Origin of the sequence: Streptomyces sp. NPDC057543, from assembly GCF_042801895.1 — a bacterium.
In the GTDB taxonomy this organism is placed as follows: Bacteria; Actinomycetota; Actinomycetes; order Streptomycetales; family Streptomycetaceae; genus Streptomyces.
The window spans coordinates 1-16,292 of sequence record NZ_JBHVFF010000045.1 but is presented as its reverse complement, the minus strand read 5'-3'; the positions used below and the strand labels follow the sequence as shown (position 1 = coordinate 16,292).

The 16,292-nt window shown below is 69.7% G+C and carries 18 protein-coding genes; 12 read left to right on the top strand and 6 right to left on the bottom strand.

What is annotated here, in order from left to right:
• Window positions 1-34: 34 nt before the first annotated feature.
• Both ACFU8Q_RS10780 and ACFU8Q_RS10775 read left to right on the top strand, forming a co-directional pair.
• Window positions 35-697: a response regulator transcription factor gene (locus tag ACFU8Q_RS10780; RefSeq protein WP_384450885.1), complete on the top strand. Its 663-nt coding sequence runs from the start codon at window positions 35-37 to the stop codon at window positions 695-697.
• Window positions 694-2,121 (top strand): ATP-binding protein, encoded by a 1,428-nt coding sequence (locus tag ACFU8Q_RS10775; RefSeq protein WP_384450882.1) that lies wholly within the window; start codon window positions 694-696, stop codon window positions 2,119-2,121. Before ACFU8Q_RS10780 ends, ACFU8Q_RS10775 begins: the two co-directional genes overlap by 4 nt.
• Window positions 2,122-2,159: 38 nt before the next feature.
• On the opposite strand, the gene ACFU8Q_RS10770 is transcribed toward ACFU8Q_RS10775, so the two are convergent.
• The 4 genes from ACFU8Q_RS10770 to ACFU8Q_RS10755 form a co-directional block, all read right to left on the bottom strand.
• The gene (locus tag ACFU8Q_RS10770; protein WP_384450879.1) at window positions 2,160-2,636 is read right to left on the bottom strand and encodes a MarR family winged helix-turn-helix transcriptional regulator; all 477 of its coding nucleotides are present in this window, start codon (window positions 2,634-2,636) and stop codon (window positions 2,160-2,162) included.
• 124 nt (window positions 2,637-2,760) lie between these two features.
• A complete protein-coding gene (locus ACFU8Q_RS10765) occupies window positions 2,761-3,525 on the bottom strand; it encodes an AIM24 family protein (RefSeq protein WP_384450876.1) in 765 nt (254 codons plus the stop codon).
• Window positions 3,522-4,172 carry an AIM24 family protein gene (locus ACFU8Q_RS10760; protein ID WP_384450873.1) on the bottom strand — a complete coding sequence of 217 codons (651 nt, stop codon included), beginning with the start codon at window positions 4,170-4,172 and terminating at the stop codon, window positions 3,522-3,524. Before ACFU8Q_RS10760 ends, ACFU8Q_RS10765 begins: the two co-directional genes overlap by 4 nt.
• Window positions 4,172-4,804, bottom strand: a complete 633-nt coding sequence (locus ACFU8Q_RS10755; protein ID WP_384450926.1) for an AIM24 family protein — start codon at window positions 4,802-4,804, stop codon at window positions 4,172-4,174. Before ACFU8Q_RS10755 ends, ACFU8Q_RS10760 begins: the two co-directional genes overlap by 1 nt.
• 267 nt (window positions 4,805-5,071) lie before the next feature.
• On the opposite strand from ACFU8Q_RS10755, the gene ACFU8Q_RS10750 reads away from it, so the two are divergent.
• Both ACFU8Q_RS10750 and ACFU8Q_RS10745 read left to right on the top strand, forming a co-directional pair.
• Window positions 5,072-5,422: a DUF3817 domain-containing protein gene (locus ACFU8Q_RS10750; protein WP_384450871.1), complete on the top strand. Its 351-nt coding sequence runs from the start codon at window positions 5,072-5,074 to the stop codon at window positions 5,420-5,422.
• Window positions 5,419-5,712, top strand: coding sequence for an MTH1187 family thiamine-binding protein (locus ACFU8Q_RS10745; RefSeq protein WP_030971479.1), 294 nt, complete (start codon window positions 5,419-5,421; stop codon window positions 5,710-5,712). Before ACFU8Q_RS10750 ends, ACFU8Q_RS10745 begins: the two co-directional genes overlap by 4 nt.
• Before the next feature lie 64 nt (window positions 5,713-5,776).
• Here the strand turns inward: ACFU8Q_RS10745 and ACFU8Q_RS10740 are convergent, their stop codons facing one another.
• Window positions 5,777-6,760 (bottom strand): DUF5937 family protein, encoded by a 984-nt coding sequence (locus ACFU8Q_RS10740; RefSeq protein ID WP_384450868.1) that lies wholly within the window; start codon window positions 6,758-6,760, stop codon window positions 5,777-5,779.
• A gap of 73 nt (window positions 6,761-6,833) precedes the next feature.
• On the opposite strand from ACFU8Q_RS10740, the gene ACFU8Q_RS10735 reads away from it, so the two are divergent.
• The 4 genes from ACFU8Q_RS10735 to ACFU8Q_RS10720 all read left to right on the top strand — a co-directional run bounded on the left by ACFU8Q_RS10735 (window position 6,834) and on the right by ACFU8Q_RS10720 (window position 11,041).
• The gene (locus ACFU8Q_RS10735) at window positions 6,834-8,315 is read left to right on the top strand and encodes an MFS transporter (protein ID WP_384450865.1); all 1,482 of its coding nucleotides are present in this window, start codon (window positions 6,834-6,836) and stop codon (window positions 8,313-8,315) included.
• 10 nt (window positions 8,316-8,325) lie between these two features.
• Window positions 8,326-8,835, top strand: a complete 510-nt coding sequence (locus tag ACFU8Q_RS10730) for a MarR family winged helix-turn-helix transcriptional regulator (protein ID WP_189547174.1) — start codon at window positions 8,326-8,328, stop codon at window positions 8,833-8,835.
• 64 nt (window positions 8,836-8,899) lie between these two features.
• Window positions 8,900-9,232: a DUF3817 domain-containing protein gene (locus tag ACFU8Q_RS10725; RefSeq protein WP_384450862.1), complete on the top strand. Its 333-nt coding sequence runs from the start codon at window positions 8,900-8,902 to the stop codon at window positions 9,230-9,232.
• Window positions 9,233-9,340: 108 nt separating this feature from the next.
• A complete protein-coding gene (locus ACFU8Q_RS10720; RefSeq protein ID WP_384450860.1) occupies window positions 9,341-11,041 on the top strand; it encodes a methylmalonyl-CoA mutase in 1,701 nt (566 codons plus the stop codon).
• A 54-nt stretch (window positions 11,042-11,095) separates the two neighbouring features.
• Here the strand turns inward: ACFU8Q_RS10720 and ACFU8Q_RS10715 are convergent, their stop codons facing one another.
• Window positions 11,096-11,725, bottom strand: coding sequence for a TetR/AcrR family transcriptional regulator (locus ACFU8Q_RS10715; RefSeq protein WP_384450857.1), 630 nt, complete (start codon window positions 11,723-11,725; stop codon window positions 11,096-11,098).
• Window positions 11,726-12,042: 317 nt separating this feature from the next.
• On the opposite strand from ACFU8Q_RS10715, the gene ACFU8Q_RS10710 reads away from it, so the two are divergent.
• From ACFU8Q_RS10710 to ACFU8Q_RS10695, 4 genes are all read left to right on the top strand, one after another.
• Window positions 12,043-13,023, top strand: a complete 981-nt coding sequence (locus ACFU8Q_RS10710; RefSeq protein ID WP_384450854.1) for a tetratricopeptide repeat protein — start codon at window positions 12,043-12,045, stop codon at window positions 13,021-13,023.
• Between the two features lie 616 nt (window positions 13,024-13,639).
• Window positions 13,640-14,278: a DUF6230 family protein gene (locus ACFU8Q_RS10705; protein WP_384450851.1), complete on the top strand. Its 639-nt coding sequence runs from the start codon at window positions 13,640-13,642 to the stop codon at window positions 14,276-14,278.
• Window positions 14,279-14,374: 96 nt separating this feature from the next.
• Window positions 14,375-14,959 carry a DUF6114 domain-containing protein gene (locus tag ACFU8Q_RS10700; protein ID WP_384450848.1) on the top strand — a complete coding sequence of 195 codons (585 nt, stop codon included), beginning with the start codon at window positions 14,375-14,377 and terminating at the stop codon, window positions 14,957-14,959.
• Window positions 14,949-16,232 (top strand): hypothetical protein, encoded by a 1,284-nt coding sequence (locus ACFU8Q_RS10695; protein WP_384450845.1) that lies wholly within the window; start codon window positions 14,949-14,951, stop codon window positions 16,230-16,232. The genes ACFU8Q_RS10700 and ACFU8Q_RS10695 overlap by 11 nt, the downstream gene beginning before the upstream one ends.
• Window positions 16,233-16,292: the final 60 nt, after the last annotated feature.

The window sequence follows — 16,292 nt, the reverse complement described above, 5'->3', positions numbered from 1 at the left end:
GCCGTCTTCAGGATCGGTTTGCGACCCTGTGTGCATGCGCCTGTTGATCGTGGAGGACGAGAAGCGGCTGGCGATGTCCCTGGCCGGGGGACTCACCGCCGAGGGTTTTGCCGTGGACGTCGTGCACGACGGTCTCGAAGGGCTGCACCGGGCCGCCGAGGGTGCGTACGACCTCGTCGTCCTCGACATCATGCTGCCCGGGATGAACGGCTACCGGGTGTGCGCCGCCCTGCGCGCCGCCGGTCATGAGATGCCGATCCTGATGCTGACCGCGAAGGACGGGGAGTACGACGAGGCGGAGGGCCTGGACACCGGGGCCGACGACTACCTGACCAAGCCCTTCTCTTACGTGGTGCTGGTGGCCAGGATCCGGGCGCTGCTGCGGCGCCGGGGCGGCGGTACCGCCTCGCCGGTGGTCACCGTAGGTACTCTGCGCATGGACACCGCCGCCCGCCGGGTACACCTCGGTCCGGCCGAAATCGCCCTCACCGCGAAGGAGTTCGCGGTGCTGGAGCAGCTGGTGCTGCGGGCCGGGCAGGTGGTGAGCAAGGCGGACATCCTGGAACACGTCTGGGACTTCGCCTACGACGGCGACCCGAACATCGTCGAGGTGTATGTGAGCGCGCTGCGCCGCAAGCTCGGCTCCGCGGCCATCCGTACGGTGCGCGGCGCCGGTTACCGGCTGGAGACGCCGTGAGGTCGGTACGGGCCAGGGCCGCGCTCGGCGCCACGGTGGTGGTCGCCGTGGCACTGATCGGCGCCGGGCTGGCCGTACTCCTCGTCCTGCGCGCCAACCTCACCGACCAGGCGGGGCTGCAGGCCGAGGTGGTGGCCCGCGAGGTGGCCGGGCAGCTGGCCCTCGATGTGCGGTACGACCGGCTGGAGATGCGCGCGGAGGAGGACAATCCGGTCCAGGTGACCGACGAGGACGGACGCGTGGTGGCCGTCTCCAAGCACCTGGAGGCGATCTCCGGTACCGGCACGGACCAGGTCGCTCCGGCCAAGTCGCCGGCTGAGGGTTCCGACGACGACAGCCATGACGACCACGGGCGGTACAGCGCTCCCGGCCGGGGCGAAGTCGACTCCGACGACCCGGACTTCGACAACGGCACCGCCACCGTCGACGGTGACACGGCCGACTACCGCTTCGCGTCCGTGCAGGCGACCACCTCCGCCGGGGTGACCCTGACCGTCCACGCGGGCGCCCCGCTGGCCGCCGAGCAGGAGGCGGTGGGCAGTGTGCGCCGCGCGATGCTGATCGGGCTGCCGGTGTTGCTGCTCGTCGTCTCCGGGGTGACCTGGCTGGTGACCCGGCGGGCGCTGCGCCCGGTCGAGGGCATCCGACGGGAGATGGCCGCGATCACCGCATCGGAGGATCTGAGCAGGCGGGTGCCCGAGCCCGGTTCGCGCGACGAGATCGCCCGGCTGGCCCGTACCACCAATGAGACCCTGACGGCCCTGGAGGCATCGGTGGACCGCCAGCGGCGCTTCGTCGCCGACGCCTCGCACGAACTGCGCAGCCCGATCGCCTCGTTGCGCACCCAGCTGGAGGTGGGTGCCGCGCATCCGGAGCTGCTGGACGTGCCAGGCGCGGTCGCCGACACCGTACGGCTGCAGGCACTGGCCGCCGATCTGCTGCTGCTGGCCCGCCTGGACGCGGGGGAGCGGCCGGGCCGTACCACGTTGGACCTGGGCGCGCTGGTCCACGAGGAGGTCTCGCAGCGCATCGGTGACCGGATCCCGGTGGCGGTGTCCGTGCCGGGGTCCGGCGCTTTCGAAGTGGCCGGTTCCCGTGGACAGTTGGCGCGAGTGATCGGCAATCTGCTGGACAACGCCGAGCGCCACGCGGAGCACGCGGTGACGGTCTCGGTGCGTGGCGAGCGGGGCAGTGTGGTCGTCGCGGTCACCGACGACGGGGTGGGGGTGCCGCCCGAGGAACGTGAGCGGATCTTCGAACGCTTCGTACGTCTCGACGACGCCCGTACGCGGGACGAGGGCGGCGCCGGTCTGGGCCTCGCCATCGCCCGCGACGTCGCGGTCCGGCACGGCGGTCGGCTGACGGTGGACGGCGTGCGGGAGGGCGGCGCGCGCTTCGAGCTGTGGCTGCCGACCGCCGGCTGACCTCCGGGCGCCCCGGCGGGCCGCCGCCCCGCCGCGCGTCACACCTTGCCGCGTCGGCCCCGCAGATGATCGGCGACCGGGGCCAGCGCCGCGTGCAGGTCCGCCAGCGCCTGAGGCGTCAACAGGTCCATGAAGTGCTTGCGCACCGACGCCACGTGGTGCGGAGCCACCTTCCGCATCGTCTCCGCGCCGTCCTCGGTGAGGACCGCGTACAGGCCGCGCCGGTCGGACTCGCAGTTCTCCCGGCGGACCAGGCCCGCGCTCTCCATGCGGGTGACCTGGTGCGAGAGCCTGCTCTTGGACTGCAGTGTCGCGGCGGCGAGATCGCTCATCCGCATGCGCTGGTCCGGGGACTCCGAGAGGTTGACCAGGATCTCGTAGTCGTTGTTGGTCAGGCCGAACGGCTGGAGGTCCTTCTCCAGTTGGTGCATCAGCAGCCTGCTGACGTCCAGGTGGGTACGCCAGGCGCACTGCTCCGCGTCGTTCAGCCAGCGGGTGGCCGTGTCGGTCTCCATATGTGGATTCTACCTAAGAAGTTGAAAGCCGGACGAAGTGGGGGAGTGTGACGCCCGGCACTCGCCCGGAGGTGGACTCGGATGCGGGGTGCGGACGTCGACGTCACACTCCGCAGACTACCGTTCACAACCCGAAGCGGCGTTGGAGATCCCCGAGCTGGCCGGGCATGCGGGGTGCGGACCCGGGTTGACCGCCCCCGCCCGGGACCCCCGGCTGCTGCGGCACCGCCCCCGTCGGCTGCTCGGGCATCAGGATCTCGGTCGACTGGAGCAGCACCGTACCCGCACCGACGAACTCGAACTGGTGCTCCTCGCCCGAGGTCCCGCCGATCCCGGTCAGCGACCGCAGCCCGCCCAGCACGCCCGTCATATAGCCGTGGTCGTAGTGGTGGCACGGCGAGGGGCAGTCCGCCCAGCCCACCAGGGCCTGCGGATCGACCCGCAGCGGCGGTTCCATGAAGACCACCGGACCGTTGGACGCCGCCACGAACTTCCCCGTGCCGATCAGCGTCAGAAAACCCGGCACGATGGATTGCTTGAGTGCCAGCGTCGGCTGGTACGCGAGGAGGTTGCCGGACCGGATCGTCAGATTTCCGTCCTCCAGGTCGTACGAGTTGACGTCGAAGGCCCGGTCCGCGAGCAGCATCTTGCCGCTGCCCTCGGCCACCACCCAGTCGCTCGCGTGCAGCGGCGAGTGGAAGCTCGTACGGATCAGCCGCTCGAAGCGGCCGTGACCGACGCCGTTGAACTCGATCCGCCCGTAATAGGCGATCATCTTGCCCTTCTGCAGGAACCACTGGCTCCCCTTGAGCTCCACGCAGAAGGTGTAGGAGTTGACGTTGTCGTCCGACGGCAGCGTCATCGGGTCGAAGACCGCGGGTGTGCTCACAGCTTCTCCTCCGAGGCCTGGACGTACACCGCGCCGCTGCCGCTCAGCTCCAGCTGGAACGCCTCGCCGGAGCCGCGCCCCACCATGTCGCGCCAGCCGAGCGCGGTGGAGAGCTTGTTGCGCACGTCGCCGTGGTGCGCGACGTACGCCTGCGGGTCCACGTGCACCTCGCGGCCCGGCGTGATCGGCAGCTCGATCACCCCGCCGTGTGCCATCACGGCGACCGCGCCATGCCCCTTGAGGGTGGTGGTGAACAGCCCCTGCCCGGTCACCTGACCGCGCACCATGCCCATCACCCCGCCCTGCGAACCCATGAACATCGTGCCCTGCTGGAGCGCCCCGTCGAAGGCGAGCAGCCGGTCGGCCTCCACGTACAGGGTGTCGCCGGCCAGGTTGATCACCTGGATGTGATGTCCGCCGTGGCCGAACATCACCGTGCCGTTGCCCTCGACCGTCATCAGCGGGGTCGCCTCATTGGCCACCCGGCGACCGATCATCGACATCACACCGCCCTGGCCGCCCTGGATGTTCGGGGTGAACGACACCTCGCCCCGGTAGGCGAGCATCGCGCCGCGCTGGCTGTACATCTTCTGGCCGGGAACGACCGTCGCCTCGACCATCTTCGAGTTGATCTCGCGGAACGGCATCAGACATCGCCCCCGATGGTGTTCCGCTCGCTCGGCTGGACGTAGACGATTCCCTCGCCCTCGAAGCGGATCTGGAAGGACTCGCCCGAGCCCTCGCCCATCAGCGTCCGGAAGTTCACCCCGGACTGGAAGTGCTGTTGCACGTTTCCCTGATGGGCGATGTAGGCGCCGGGGTCGACGAACAGTGGGTACGAGGCCGAGACCCGCAGTGCCACCGCCGAACCGTCCGACATGATCGCCACCTGGCCGGTTCCCTCGACGGTGGTGGTGAACAGGCCGTTGCCGCTCGCCCCGCCGCGCAGGCCGGTGAAGGTGGTGCCGGTGCGCAGCCCGGCGTCGGTGCAGAGCAGATTGCTCGCCTCGACGTAGAGCTTGTCGCCGTGCAGCGAGACGAGACTGATCTCGCTCGCGCGGTCGGCGAAGTAGCAGGTGCCCTGCCCCTTCACCTCCATCACGGCCATCTGCTCGCCGGTCAGCCGGCGGGTCACCATGCCGCGCAGGCCGTCGCCACCGCCGGTCATCTTCTTGAACGTGATCCGGCCGTCGTACGCGACCATCGAACCGTTCTTCGCCTTCACGGCGTCGCCGGCCAGGTCGACGGCGAGTGTTCTGCTGCCTTGGAGTCGGAACATTGCCACGGAGCGACGTTAACCGCAGCGGCCCGGCCGGGACAGGGCCCAGGGGAGGAACCGGCCCCCTGAAAGGCCCCTGATACGCATCCGGTACGGGACCCGGACGCAATCGGGACGTACCCGTACGGGGCACAGGGCTCGGATGGCGGCACGTGACCGGCGACATACGGCCCCCGGCACCGATCCCCGCACGAACCGATGCCACAATGGATCGCGCTTGTGCCTGTATTCACAAGCTGTCACGATCCTCCCACCGAAGGTGCCCTCGTGGACGTCAAGACCGCTACCGCCCTGCACCGGCTGCGCCTCATCTCGGTTCCCGAGGCGCTCTCCTTCCCGGCACTGATCATCTTTGGCTCGATCCTCAGCCGGGTCTCCGACATCGACTTCCTGATGATGCCGCTCGGCATCCTGCACGGCGTCCTCTTCGTCATCTACGCCGTGCTGCTCCTCGACGTCTGGGCCAAGACCAAGTGGCCGCTGAAGCGCGTCGCGTTCTTCTTCCTGCTCGCGCTGCTGCCGTTCGGCGGGCTGTACGGCGACAAGGTGCTCAAGCGCTACGAGGCCGACGACGTCATCGCCGCGCGCGCCCGCCGGGAAGGCGTGGTCAGCGCATGATCGTCGCGTTCTCGGTCAGTCCGCTGGGCGTCGGTGAGGACGTCGGGGAGTACGTCGCCGACGCCGTCCGGGTCGTCCGTGAGTCCGGGCTGCCCAACCGCACGGACGCCATGTTCACCTCCATCGAGGGCGAGTGGGACGAGGTCATGGACGTCGTCAAGCGGGCCGTCGCCGCCGTCGAGGCCCGTGCCGGACGCGTCTCCCTCGTACTGAAGGCCGACATCCGCCCCGGTGTCACCGACGGTCTGACCTCCAAGGTCGAGACGGTCGAGCGGTACCTCGCGGACTGACGCCCGTACCACCGAAGAGCCCCCTTGCCGCACGGCAGGAGGGCTTTTCGTCGTCCAGGTGCACTCAGGCCGGCACCGCCAGCGCGATGCCGAGCGGCGTCCGCTCGTACAGCACCTGGTGTCCGTATCGCCGTGACGTCAGCAGCCCCGCCGCCCGCAGCACCGACAGATGCTCCGACACGGAGGACGGCGCCAGGCCCAGCCGGTGCGCGAGCGCGCTCGTCCCGGCCGGTTCGTCGAGCGCGCACAGCACATCGGCCCGCGTCCGCCCCAGCAGCCGGGCGAGCGTCTTCGGCGTGCGGTCCGCGGGCTCCGTCCACAGTGCGCCGATCCCGCGCGCCGGGTAGATCACCGCGGGCTGCCAGGGCGGCTCGTACCCGCTGACCACATCCGGCCAGGCGAAGACGCTCGGCATCAGGACCAGGCCCTGACCGCCGAGCACCCGGGTGTGCCGGCCCTTGACCCCGATCAGCGTGAGCGTCGAATCCGTCCAGTTCAGCTGCGGGCTCAGCTCACCGAGCAGCCGTGCGAAGCCGACCGCGGCGAGCCGGCGCGAGTGGTACGCGATGTCCGCCTCCAGCAGCGCGCGCAGTCGCGGCCAGTCCGGCTCGACCAGCACCCGCCACGCCTGCTCCAGCAACGCGGCCAGCTCCTGCTGCGCAGCTGCGGGGTCGGCGAGCATCGCCCGCCCGGCGGGGGAGTCCCGGGTACCCGGCATGCACGCGAACGTCAGCGCCAGGTCCTCGCGGACCAGCCCGGGGTCGGTGGCACGGACCCCGGCGATCTCCTCCTCGAAGGAGGCGTAGGGCCCCAGGGGTGGCGGGGACAGGAAGTCCGGACTGTGTCCGCTCTCCGGCATCAGTGACCACAGCGGCCCGAGATCGAGCCCCGTGGCGGCGCTCCGGATACGCCTCAGCCACGGTTCGTGGTAGCCGTGCCGACCGGGGCGCAGGAGGGTACGTACCGCCTGCTGCGTCTCCCAGATCGGAGAGATGGCGAACCTGCAGCGCAGCAGATCGCTCTCGTCGAAATGCAGATGGAACGACATCGGCTGCCTCGTCAGGATTCGGTCCGGGCCGAAAGACTACGGAACGAGGGTCTTGCTCCTTCAGGCTGCGCCCATGCCGAGCAACAGCCCCGACCTGGTGGGCAGCGCCCACGACGCGGCGGACACCCCGAACGGCCCGACGGGTCGGACTTCCCACGAACCGTCAGCCGCACGCCGCCGAGCGGACGCCCACCCCGCCGGACCGGAGCCGTCGCCGGCCTCCTCCCCGGAGCGCGCCGACCCCATTGACCCGAATCCGTCGCCCGCGCTCCGGGCCCCGGCCGCCGCGGCCCCCGGCACGTCCCGCGGCTACCGCGCCGTCTTCGCCGTACGGGAGTTCCGGGCCGTCTTCGCCGCCCATCTGCTTTCCCTCATGGGCCTGATGGTCAGCGAGCTGGCGCTCACCGTCCTCGTCTACGACCTCACCGACTCGCCGCTGCTCAGCGCCCTCACCTTCGCGCTCGGCCTGCTGCCGTACCTGATCGGCGGCACGCTCCTCGCCGGGGTAGCCGACCGCTACCCCGCCCGCCGGGTCCTGGTCACCTGCGATCTGCTCTGCGCGGGCTGCGTCGCCGTCATGGTGATGCCCGGCACCCCCGTCGGCGGGCTCCTCGCCCTGCGCTGTGCCGTCGCGCTCGTGTCGCCCGTCTTCACCGGCACACGGATGGCCGCGCTCACCGACATTCTCGGCGAGGGCGATCTCTATGTACTGGGCCGCTCGCTGCTGCGGATCGTCTCGCAGAGCGCGCTGCTGATCGGCTTCGGCGTGGGGGGTGTGCTGCTCACCGTGGTCTCCGCGCGCGAGGCGATCGCGATCACCGTCGTGACCTTCCTCTCCTCGGCTGCCCTGCTCCGCTGCGGCACCCGGAACCGGCCCGCCCGGACCGGCGACAGCGGCGACGGGGGCAATCTGCTCAAGGACTCACTCGCGGGAGCGCGCACCGTCTTCGCCGACCGCAGGATCCGCGCGCTGACGCTGCTCTTCTGGGTGCCGCCGATGTTCGTCGTCGCGCCGGAGGCGCTCGCCGCACCGTACGCCGACGAGATCGGAGCCGGCCGGGCCGCGCTGGGGCTGCTGATGTGCTCGATGCCGATCGGCAACATTGTCGCGGAGCTGTACGTGGGCGGCGTGCTCACACCGCGCGCCCGCTCCCGGATCGTGCTGCCGGCCGCCGTCGCCGGGCTCCTGCCGCTCCTGCTGTACGGGCTCCGCCCCGGCCTGCCCCTGACCATGGCCGCGCTCGCACTGGCCGGGGTGGGGGCGGCATACGTCATCGGCCTCGACCAGTGGTTCGTCGAAGCCGTGCCCGAGGAGCTGCGGGGCCGGGCGATGACCCTGCAGACCGCGGGGCTGATGACGGTCCAGGGCATCGGCATGGCCCTTGCCGGGCTGGCCGCCGAATTCCGTCCCGTCCATCAGGTGGTCGCCGGAGCCGCCGTGATCGGTACGGTGTGCACGCTCCTGCTCGTCCGCGAGGTCAGTCGCACGGCATCCGCACCCCGAATTCGGACCGAAGTTCGAGACAGTGCTGACCAGCATATGACCAGTGGGTAAGGTCGGTGCCGTGCCGAAGCCGCTCAGTCTCCCCTTCGATCCCATCGCCCGCGCCGACGAACTCTGGCAGCAGCGCTGGGGTCCGGTGCCCTCGATGGGGGCGATCACCTCGATCATGCGCGCCCAGCAGATCCTGCTCGCCGAGGTCGACGCGGTCGTCAAACCGTACGGACTGACCTTCGCCCGCTACGAGGCACTGGTGCTGCTCACCTTCTCCAAGGCCGGCGAGCTGCCGATGTCCAAGATCGGCGAGCGGCTCATGGTCCACCCGACCTCCGTCACCAACACCGTGGACCGGCTGGTCCGCTCCGGGCTGGTCGCCAAGCGCCCCAATCCGAACGACGGCCGTGGAACCCTCGCCTCCATCACCGAGAAGGGCCGCGAGGTCGTCGAGGCGGCGACCAGGGACCTGGTCGACATGGAGTTCGGGCTCGGGGTGTACGACGCCGAGGAGTGCGCGGAGATCTTCGCCATGCTGCGGCCGCTGCGGATCGCGGCCCATGATTTCGAAGAGGCGTAGAACGACGTTTCGAGGGCCCGGCCCGCTGCAAGATCGCCCCGGGCGTCCGGTTACGCTCGATTCCATGAAACGCAGTGTGCTGACCCGGTACCGGGTGATGGCCTACGTCACCGCCGTCATGTTGCTGGTGCTCTGCACCTGCATGGTCTTCAAGTACGGCTTCGACATGGGCAAGGATCTGACGCTCGTCGTCTCCCAGATCCATGGTGTGCTCTACATCATCTACCTGATCTTCGCCTTCGACCTCGGCTCCAAGGCGAAGTGGCCGGTGGGCAAATTGCTCTGGGTGCTGATCTCCGGCACCATCCCGACGGCCGCGTTCTTCGTCGAGCGCAAGGTCGTCCGTGAGGTCGAGCCGCTGGTCGCCGACGGTTCTCCCGTCACCGTCGAGGCCTGAGCCGCCCGGCCGGGCCCGGCCCGCGCCGCACCACCCGAACCGCCCCGTGCAAAGCGCCGGGCGGTTTGCCATCGACATTTACTAGGACGTCCTAGTAAATTCGATTGTATGGACGCTGACGCGATCGAGGAGGGCCGCCGCCGCTGGCAGGCCCGTTACGACAAGGCCCGCAAGCGTGACGCGGACTTCACCACGCTCTCCGGAGACCCTGTGGAGCCCGTGTACGGCCCCCGCGCCGGGGACGCGTACGAGGGATTCGAGCGGATCGGCTGGCCCGGCGAGTACCCCTTCACCCGGGGGCTCCACCCGACCGGCTACCGCGGCCGGACCTGGACCATCCGCCAGTTCGCCGGCTTCGGCAACGCCGAGCAGACCAACGAGCGCTACAAGATGATCCTCGCCGCGGGCGGCGGCGGGCTCAGCGTCGCCTTCGACATGCCGACGCTGATGGGCCGCGACTCCGACGACCCCCGCTCGCTCGGCGAGGTCGGGCACTGCGGTGTGGCCATCGATTCCGCCGCCGACATGGAGGTCCTCTTCAAGGACATCCCGCTCGGCGACGTCACGACGTCCATGACGATCAGCGGACCCGCCGTCCCCGTCTTCTGCATGTACCTGGTCGCCGCCGAGCGCCAGGGCGTCGACCCGGGTGTGCTCAACGGCACGCTCCAGACCGACATCTTCAAGGAGTACATCGCGCAGAAGGAGTGGCTCTTCCAGCCCGAGCCCCATCTGCGCCTCATCGGTGACCTGATGGAGCACTGCGCCCGCGACATCCCCGCGTACAAGCCGCTCTCCGTCTCCGGTTACCACATCCGCGAGGCCGGGGCGACGGCCGCGCAGGAGCTCGCGTACACGCTCGCCGACGGCTTCGGCTACGTGGAGCTCGGCCTCTCCCGCGGGCTGGACGTCGACACCTTCGCGCCCGGCCTCTCCTTCTTCTTCGACGCGCACCTCGACTTCTTCGAGGAGATCGCCAAGTTCCGCGCGGCCCGCCGGATCTGGGCCCGCTGGATGAAGGAGACGTACGGCGCGAAGACCGACAAGGCGCAGTGGCTCCGCTTCCACACCCAGACCGCCGGTGTCTCGCTCACCGCCCAGCAGCCGTACAACAACGTCGTACGCACCGCGGTCGAGGCGCTCTCCGCCGTCCTCGGCGGCACCAACTCGCTGCACACCAACGCCCTCGACGAGACCCTCGCGCTCCCCTCCGAGCAGGCCGCCGAGATCGCGCTGCGCACCCAGCAGGTGCTGATGGAGGAGACCGGCGTCGCCAACGTGGCCGATCCGCTGGGCGGTTCCTGGTACGTGGAGCAGCTCACCGACCGGATCGAGGCCGACGCCGAGAAGATCTTCGATCAGATCAAGGAGCGCGGCATCCGGGCCCATCCGGACGGGCGGCACCCCGTCGGGCCCATCACCTCCGGCATCCTGCGCGGCATCGAGGACGGCTGGTTCACCGGCGAGATCGCCGAGTCCGCGTTCCGGTACCAGCAGTCGCTGGAGAAGGGCGACAAGCGCGTCGTCGGCGTCAACGTCCACCACGGCTCGGTCACCGGAGACCTGGAGATCCTGCGGGTCAGCCACGAGGTGGAGCGCGAGCAGGTCCGGGTGCTCGGCGGACGCAAGGACGCCCGCGACGACGCCCGGGTGAAGTCGGCGCTGGACGCGATGCTGGCCGCCGCCCGCGACGGCTCCAACATGATCGGCCCGATGCTCGACGCGGTACGGGCCGAGGCGACGCTCGGTGAGATCTGCGGGGTCCTGCGCGACGAGTGGGGCACCTATACGGAGCCGCCCGGCTTCTGACGGCGGTGGGTGGTCGCGGTCGGCGGCCGAGGAAGGCGGCAGCGGCCCGCCCCGTCACGCGGAGGTCGCCGCCCCCAGCCCCGCAAGCAGCAGCACGGTGAAGCGCCGGGCCCAGTCCGCGTCGACGGGCTCGGCGCTCACCAGGGCCCGGTGCACGACCGCGCCGGCGATCACGTCGAAGATCAGATCGGCGGTCGTCGCCGCCAGTACCTCGTCCTGCTCGACGGGCAACTCTCCGCGCTCCTGGGCCCGTTGACGCCCCTGGAGCACCAGTCGCTTCTGCCGGTCCACGATCGAGTCGCGGATCCGGGTCCGCAGCGCCTCGTCGCGCGTCGACTCCGCGACCACCGCCATCAGTGCCGTCTGGGTCTCCGGCCGCTCCAGCAGCGCGGCGAACTGCAGCACCACCGCCTGCACATCGGCCGACAGGCTGCCCAGATCGGGCAGTTCCAGCTCGTCGAAGAGAACCGCGACGGCATCCACGACCAGTTCGTTCTTGCCCGCCCAGCGCCGGTACAGGGTCGTCTTGGCGACCCCCGCCCGCGTCGCCACATCACCCATCGTCAGCTTCGACCAGCCGAGGTCCACCAGAGAGGCTCTGGTCGCCTCCAGGATCGCTTCATCGGCCGCGGCGCTGCGCGGGCGTCCCGTTCGAGGGGGTTCGCGGTGGCTGTGGCTCAGCATGCCGTGACCATACCGGTCAGTAAGTAGTGCCGAGCGGCCCCGTTCACCGTGAGACAGATCACCGAACGCACTTGTGCGTGAGGGCTGCCGGGCAGTTACGCTACGGGTCGTAGCGTAAGGACGACGGTCGTACCGTCGTGACGCCACGACCGAACGACAGCCACAGGCACCGGGTGGGGACCCGGCGTCGAACAGGGTCTTTCAGGGGCCCTCGGGCCGTGTCCGTCCGGGCACCCCGCACGCCGGCGGGGACTACGGACGGGTGGGGTTCCCGGATCGCTTTCCGTATCGGTGCGCCAAGGGGGGAGGATGTACGTATGCAGCCTAGGAACATGTCCATGAGCGGCGTCGTCGACCTCGCCGCGGTGAAGGCGGCCGGCGAGGCCAAGGTGAAGGCGGAGCAGGCCCGTGCCGAGGCCGCCCGGCAGGGTGGTGGCGGTGCCGTACCGCCGTCCGCCCTGGTGATCGATGTCGATGAGGCGGGCTTCGAGAACGATGTCCTGCAGCGCTCCACGGAAGTCCCGGTCGTCATCGACTTCTGGGCCGAGTGGTGCGAGCCGTGCAAGCAGCTGGGACCGCTCCTGGAGCGCCTGGCCCAGGAATACAACGGCCGCTTCGTGCTGGCCAAGGTCGATGTCGACGCCAACCAGATGCTGATGCAGCAGTTCGGCATCCAGGGCATTCCGGCGGTCTTCGCCGTCGTCGCCGGGCAGGCCCTCCCGCTCTTCCAGGGCGCGGCCCCCGAGGCCCAGATCCGGCAGACGCTGGACCAGTTGATCCAGGTCGCCGAGGAGCGGTTCGGCCTCACCGGGATCGCGGTCGACCAGGACGCGGCCGCCGCCGAGGGAGCCGGTCAGGCTCCGGCCGAGGTGCCCGCCGGGCCGTACGACGCCCTGCTCGAAGCGGCCGTACAGGCCCTGGACGCCAGCGACTTCCCCGGTGCCGTCCAGGCGTACAAGAACGTCCTCGCCGAAGACCCGGCCAACACCGAGGCCAAGCTCGGTCTCGCCCAGGCCGAACTGCTCGCCCGGGTCAAGGACATCGACCCGCAGCGGGTCCGCCAGGACGCCGCGGAGAAGCCGGCCGACCTCGCGGCGCAGCTCGCGGCCGCCGATCTGGATCTCGTCGGCGGTCATGTCGAGGATGCCTTCGGGCGGCTCGTCGAGACGGTGCGCCGTAATTTCGGTGACGACCGGGACGCGGCGCGGCTGCGGCTGCTGGAGCTGTTCGAGGTGATCGGCCCCGACGACCCGCGGGTCGTCGCCGCGCGTACGGCGCTGGCACGCGTCCTGTTCTGACGCGGGTCTTGTTCTGATGTGACAACGCGGCCGTGGTACCCCCGGGGTGCCACGGCCGTTTTCGCGATGAGGGCGACAAGAGCCGACCCCGCTTTACCAAATCTTGATAAAGGTGTCGCCTGTTACTCGCAGTAAATCGCCCCTCGGGATCTGTCCGTATAACGGCCCCGATTCTCCCTTTCGTCCTTCCGTTCGGCGCCACCCTGTGTGGCCGGGCGGTGTCACCCGGTCGCGGCTCGGTTATCGGGCCGTTACTAGCGAGTAACGAACCCCTTGTGCGGCGGGCGCGAATGCACCACGATCGGCCACGCTCGGTCCAATAACGCCAGCCCGGCTGCCAGTCGGCGCGGCGGCCCTGTTGGGTCCCCACCGAGTGGGTCGGCGGCAGTGGCGCCGACTCCGGACAGGGGGGTTCCTGCCGTCCGGCAGGGCCTGTCCGAACAGGTTGCGCGATTGCGTGGCCAGTGGTTGTCGCTCGGGGGTGATCGCCGGTGATTCGGACGTGGTTCCTGCCTCCGTACGCGGGCGCTCTCCTTCCCGAGGACGTAGCACTTCTCCCATCCCAGGACGGGCCCAGGCCCGGACCGGAGATGTACGTCCGAGAAGGAGGAAATTTATGAGTTCCCAGGTTCGTGGCGGCACCAGATGGAAGCGTTTCGCTCTGGTCATGGTGCCGAGCGTTGCCGCGACCGCCGCGGTCGGCGTGGCCCTCGCGCAGGGTGCGCTCGCCGCATCGTTCAGCGTGTCCGGCCAGTCGTTCAAGGTGTCGGCCGACTACCTCGACGGCCACGGCTTCTCGCAGTACGGCGGCATAGACGCCGGCTACGCGGAGCTGAAGGGTGACAAGAAGACCATTCACCCGGTCGCGATCTCGTCGTTCCGGACGGCCGAGATCACCAAGATGTGCCAGTCCGTCGTCACGCCGGACATCCCGATCCTCGGCTCGGTCAGCCTTCAGCTGAAGGCCGGCGGCAACGGGACCCCGGTCTCGGCCGAGAACCTGTACATCGACATCGCCGACCTCAAGGCCGATGCCGAGTTCTCCAACATCGACATCGGTGTTGCGGCCAAGGACGCCTCCAAGGGTCCGGCGATCAAGGCCAACGAGAACGTCAACGAGAACGGTTTCGCCCAGCAGGCGGACCGCGCCCAGCTGTGGAAAGTGCAGCAGAAGGCGTGGGCCACCACGGCCGGAACCTTCAAGCTCAGCGGTCTGAGCATGAAGCTCTACAACGGCGTCAAGGAGTGCTACTAAGCGCTCCGCCCGGACGGGCGGAGTGGTCACGCCGCTCCGCCCGTCCGACTCCCTTCTTCTTTTCACAGCACGACCGGTTCCAGGGAGCTGTTTTCCATGAGCGCCGAGACCACAGGCACCCGCGACTTCACCTACTGGAGGCTGCGGTTCCGTGACTGGCGGCAAACCCGGCCTTTCTGGGCGGGTCTTTTCACCGCGCTCGGTGGCGGTCCGATCGCATATTTTCCGTACGCGAACCTCAAGCTCGGCCATCTGACGCTGGCCATGGCAACCACCGCCGGCGCGGGTTCACTGATCATCGGTGTACTGCTGGTCACGCTCGGCCTGACCATGTGGTTCCAGCAGATCGTCCGGGTGTTCGCCGGTGTCGCCACGATCCTGCTCGCGCTGGTCTCCATCCCGGTGTCCAACCTCGGCGGTTTCTTTTTCGGCTTCCTGTTCGCCCTCATCGGCGGTTGTCTCGCGCTGTCCTGGGCCCCGGATGAGCCCGCGGCCGAAACGGAGTCCGGCAGGCACACTGCCGGCAACCAGGCCGAAAAGCCGCAGGGCGGGGAAGCGGCCGGCGTCGAACTGCCGGAGCAGCGCGCCACGGCGGCGTACGACCCGGGTCCCGCTCCCTGGAGCGACGACGTCCCGGACGGAATTGTTGACGCCAACGGCGGGAGGAACAGTGCGGGGTGACGAGACGCAGCTGAACGCGACCGGGGAGGACCTCCGGCCGAGAACCGGACCGCGCCACGCGGCACCCCGCAAGTCGTTGCTGACGAAGCTGCACATACCCGCGGGCAAGGCCTTCGCCCTCGCCGCGATGCCGACGGCCGTCTTCGTGGGCATGGGGCTCACCCCCAAGCTGGCGCTGGCCGACGACAGTACGGACATCCCGTTCGCGCCCGGTCCCTGTGTGACCCGCTCCGACGAACCGAGCGAATCGCCGTCACCGTCCGCGTCGGAGACGAAGTCGCCGTCCCCGTCCCCGTCCGCTTCCGAGTCCGGTGACAAGGACGGGACGGCGACCCCGAAGCCCTCGGTCACCCCGTCGGCCGGCGAGTCCGCCGAGGCCGAGCCCAAGTCCGCCGAGGCCGAGCCCAAGTCCGCCGAGGCGCCCGCCGCCACGCCGAGTGCCTCGCCCACCCCCACGAAGTCGAAGAACCCGCTCGACCCGCTGGGCGTCGGCGACGCGCTCAAGGACCTCCTCGGTGGACCGGACAAGGAGACGGCGAGCCCGTCCCCGAGCGCCACCACGGCGTCCCCGAAGCCGTCGGAGAGCGACGACGTGGCCAAGCCCGTCGAGAAGCCCGTGGAGAAGGTGACGGACGCCGCGAAGGAGACGGCCGACAAGACAGCCGCCGCCATCCGCGACGCCGCGGAGCAGGCCGGCAAGCCGGTCGAGGAACTCGACGAGAGCGTCAAGGGACTCGAGGCGAAGAAGGACGAGGACATCCCGGACGGCGCCAAGGAGCGCTTCCCGTGTCCGACCGCCGACCCCGAGGCGCTGGCCGCGGCCGATCTGGAGCAGGGCATCCCACTGCTGCCGAACGAGCCGTGGATCCTGCAGAGTTCGATGCTGACCCTGGGCGGCCTCGACTACAAGGGCATCGTCGAGGTGAAGAAGGGCGACGGCACCACGAAGAAGGTGCTCAAGTTCACGGCCAAGACCGTCGACATCAAGGACCTCCACCAGATGACGGTCGGTCCGGCCGGCACGACGGGCCATGTCGAGGCGGAGAAGGGCTCCACGTCCACGATCCGCAACGGCACGGTGACGATGTACACCGAGGAGCTGAAGGGCAACCTCTTCGGCCTCATCCCGGTCACCTTCAGCCCGCAGACCCCGCCGCCGCTGAACGTACCCTTCGCCTTCTTCACCAAGGTCAAGGTGACCCAGGCCGGCCAGTTCGGCGGCACGCTCAAGGTCCCCGGGCTGCACAACTACTTCACCGGCGGCAACAGCTAGCACCTGCCGACACAGACCCGTTCGGGACGCGCAAGGACCGTGGGCCGCACTCCGGAAGGT

Coding starts and splice junctions, on each gene's coding strand:
- ACFU8Q_RS10720 (WP_384450860.1), top strand. CDS start 9,341: ATGGACGCTGACGCGATCGAGGAGGGCCGCCGCCGCTGGCAGGCCCGT.
- ACFU8Q_RS10760 (WP_384450873.1), bottom strand. CDS start 4,172: ATGCCGTTCCGCGAGATCAACTCGAAGATGGTCGAGGCGACGGTCGTT.
- ACFU8Q_RS10710 (WP_384450854.1), top strand. CDS start 12,043: ATGCAGCCTAGGAACATGTCCATGAGCGGCGTCGTCGACCTCGCCGCG.
- ACFU8Q_RS10770 (WP_384450879.1), bottom strand. CDS start 2,636: ATGGAGACCGACACGGCCACCCGCTGGCTGAACGACGCGGAGCAGTGC.
- ACFU8Q_RS10705 (WP_384450851.1), top strand. CDS start 13,640: ATGAGTTCCCAGGTTCGTGGCGGCACCAGATGGAAGCGTTTCGCTCTG.
- ACFU8Q_RS10755 (WP_384450926.1), bottom strand. CDS start 4,804: ATGTTCCGACTCCAAGGCAGCAGAACACTCGCCGTCGACCTGGCCGGC.
- ACFU8Q_RS10700 (WP_384450848.1), top strand. CDS start 14,375: ATGAGCGCCGAGACCACAGGCACCCGCGACTTCACCTACTGGAGGCTG.
- ACFU8Q_RS10745 (WP_030971479.1), top strand. CDS start 5,419: ATGATCGTCGCGTTCTCGGTCAGTCCGCTGGGCGTCGGTGAGGACGTC.
- ACFU8Q_RS10735 (WP_384450865.1), top strand. CDS start 6,834: ATGCCGAGCAACAGCCCCGACCTGGTGGGCAGCGCCCACGACGCGGCG.
- ACFU8Q_RS10740 (WP_384450868.1), bottom strand. CDS start 6,760: ATGTCGTTCCATCTGCATTTCGACGAGAGCGATCTGCTGCGCTGCAGG.
- ACFU8Q_RS10725 (WP_384450862.1), top strand. CDS start 8,900: ATGAAACGCAGTGTGCTGACCCGGTACCGGGTGATGGCCTACGTCACC.
- ACFU8Q_RS10715 (WP_384450857.1), bottom strand. CDS start 11,725: ATGCTGAGCCACAGCCACCGCGAACCCCCTCGAACGGGACGCCCGCGC.
- ACFU8Q_RS10780 (WP_384450885.1), top strand. CDS start 35: ATGCGCCTGTTGATCGTGGAGGACGAGAAGCGGCTGGCGATGTCCCTG.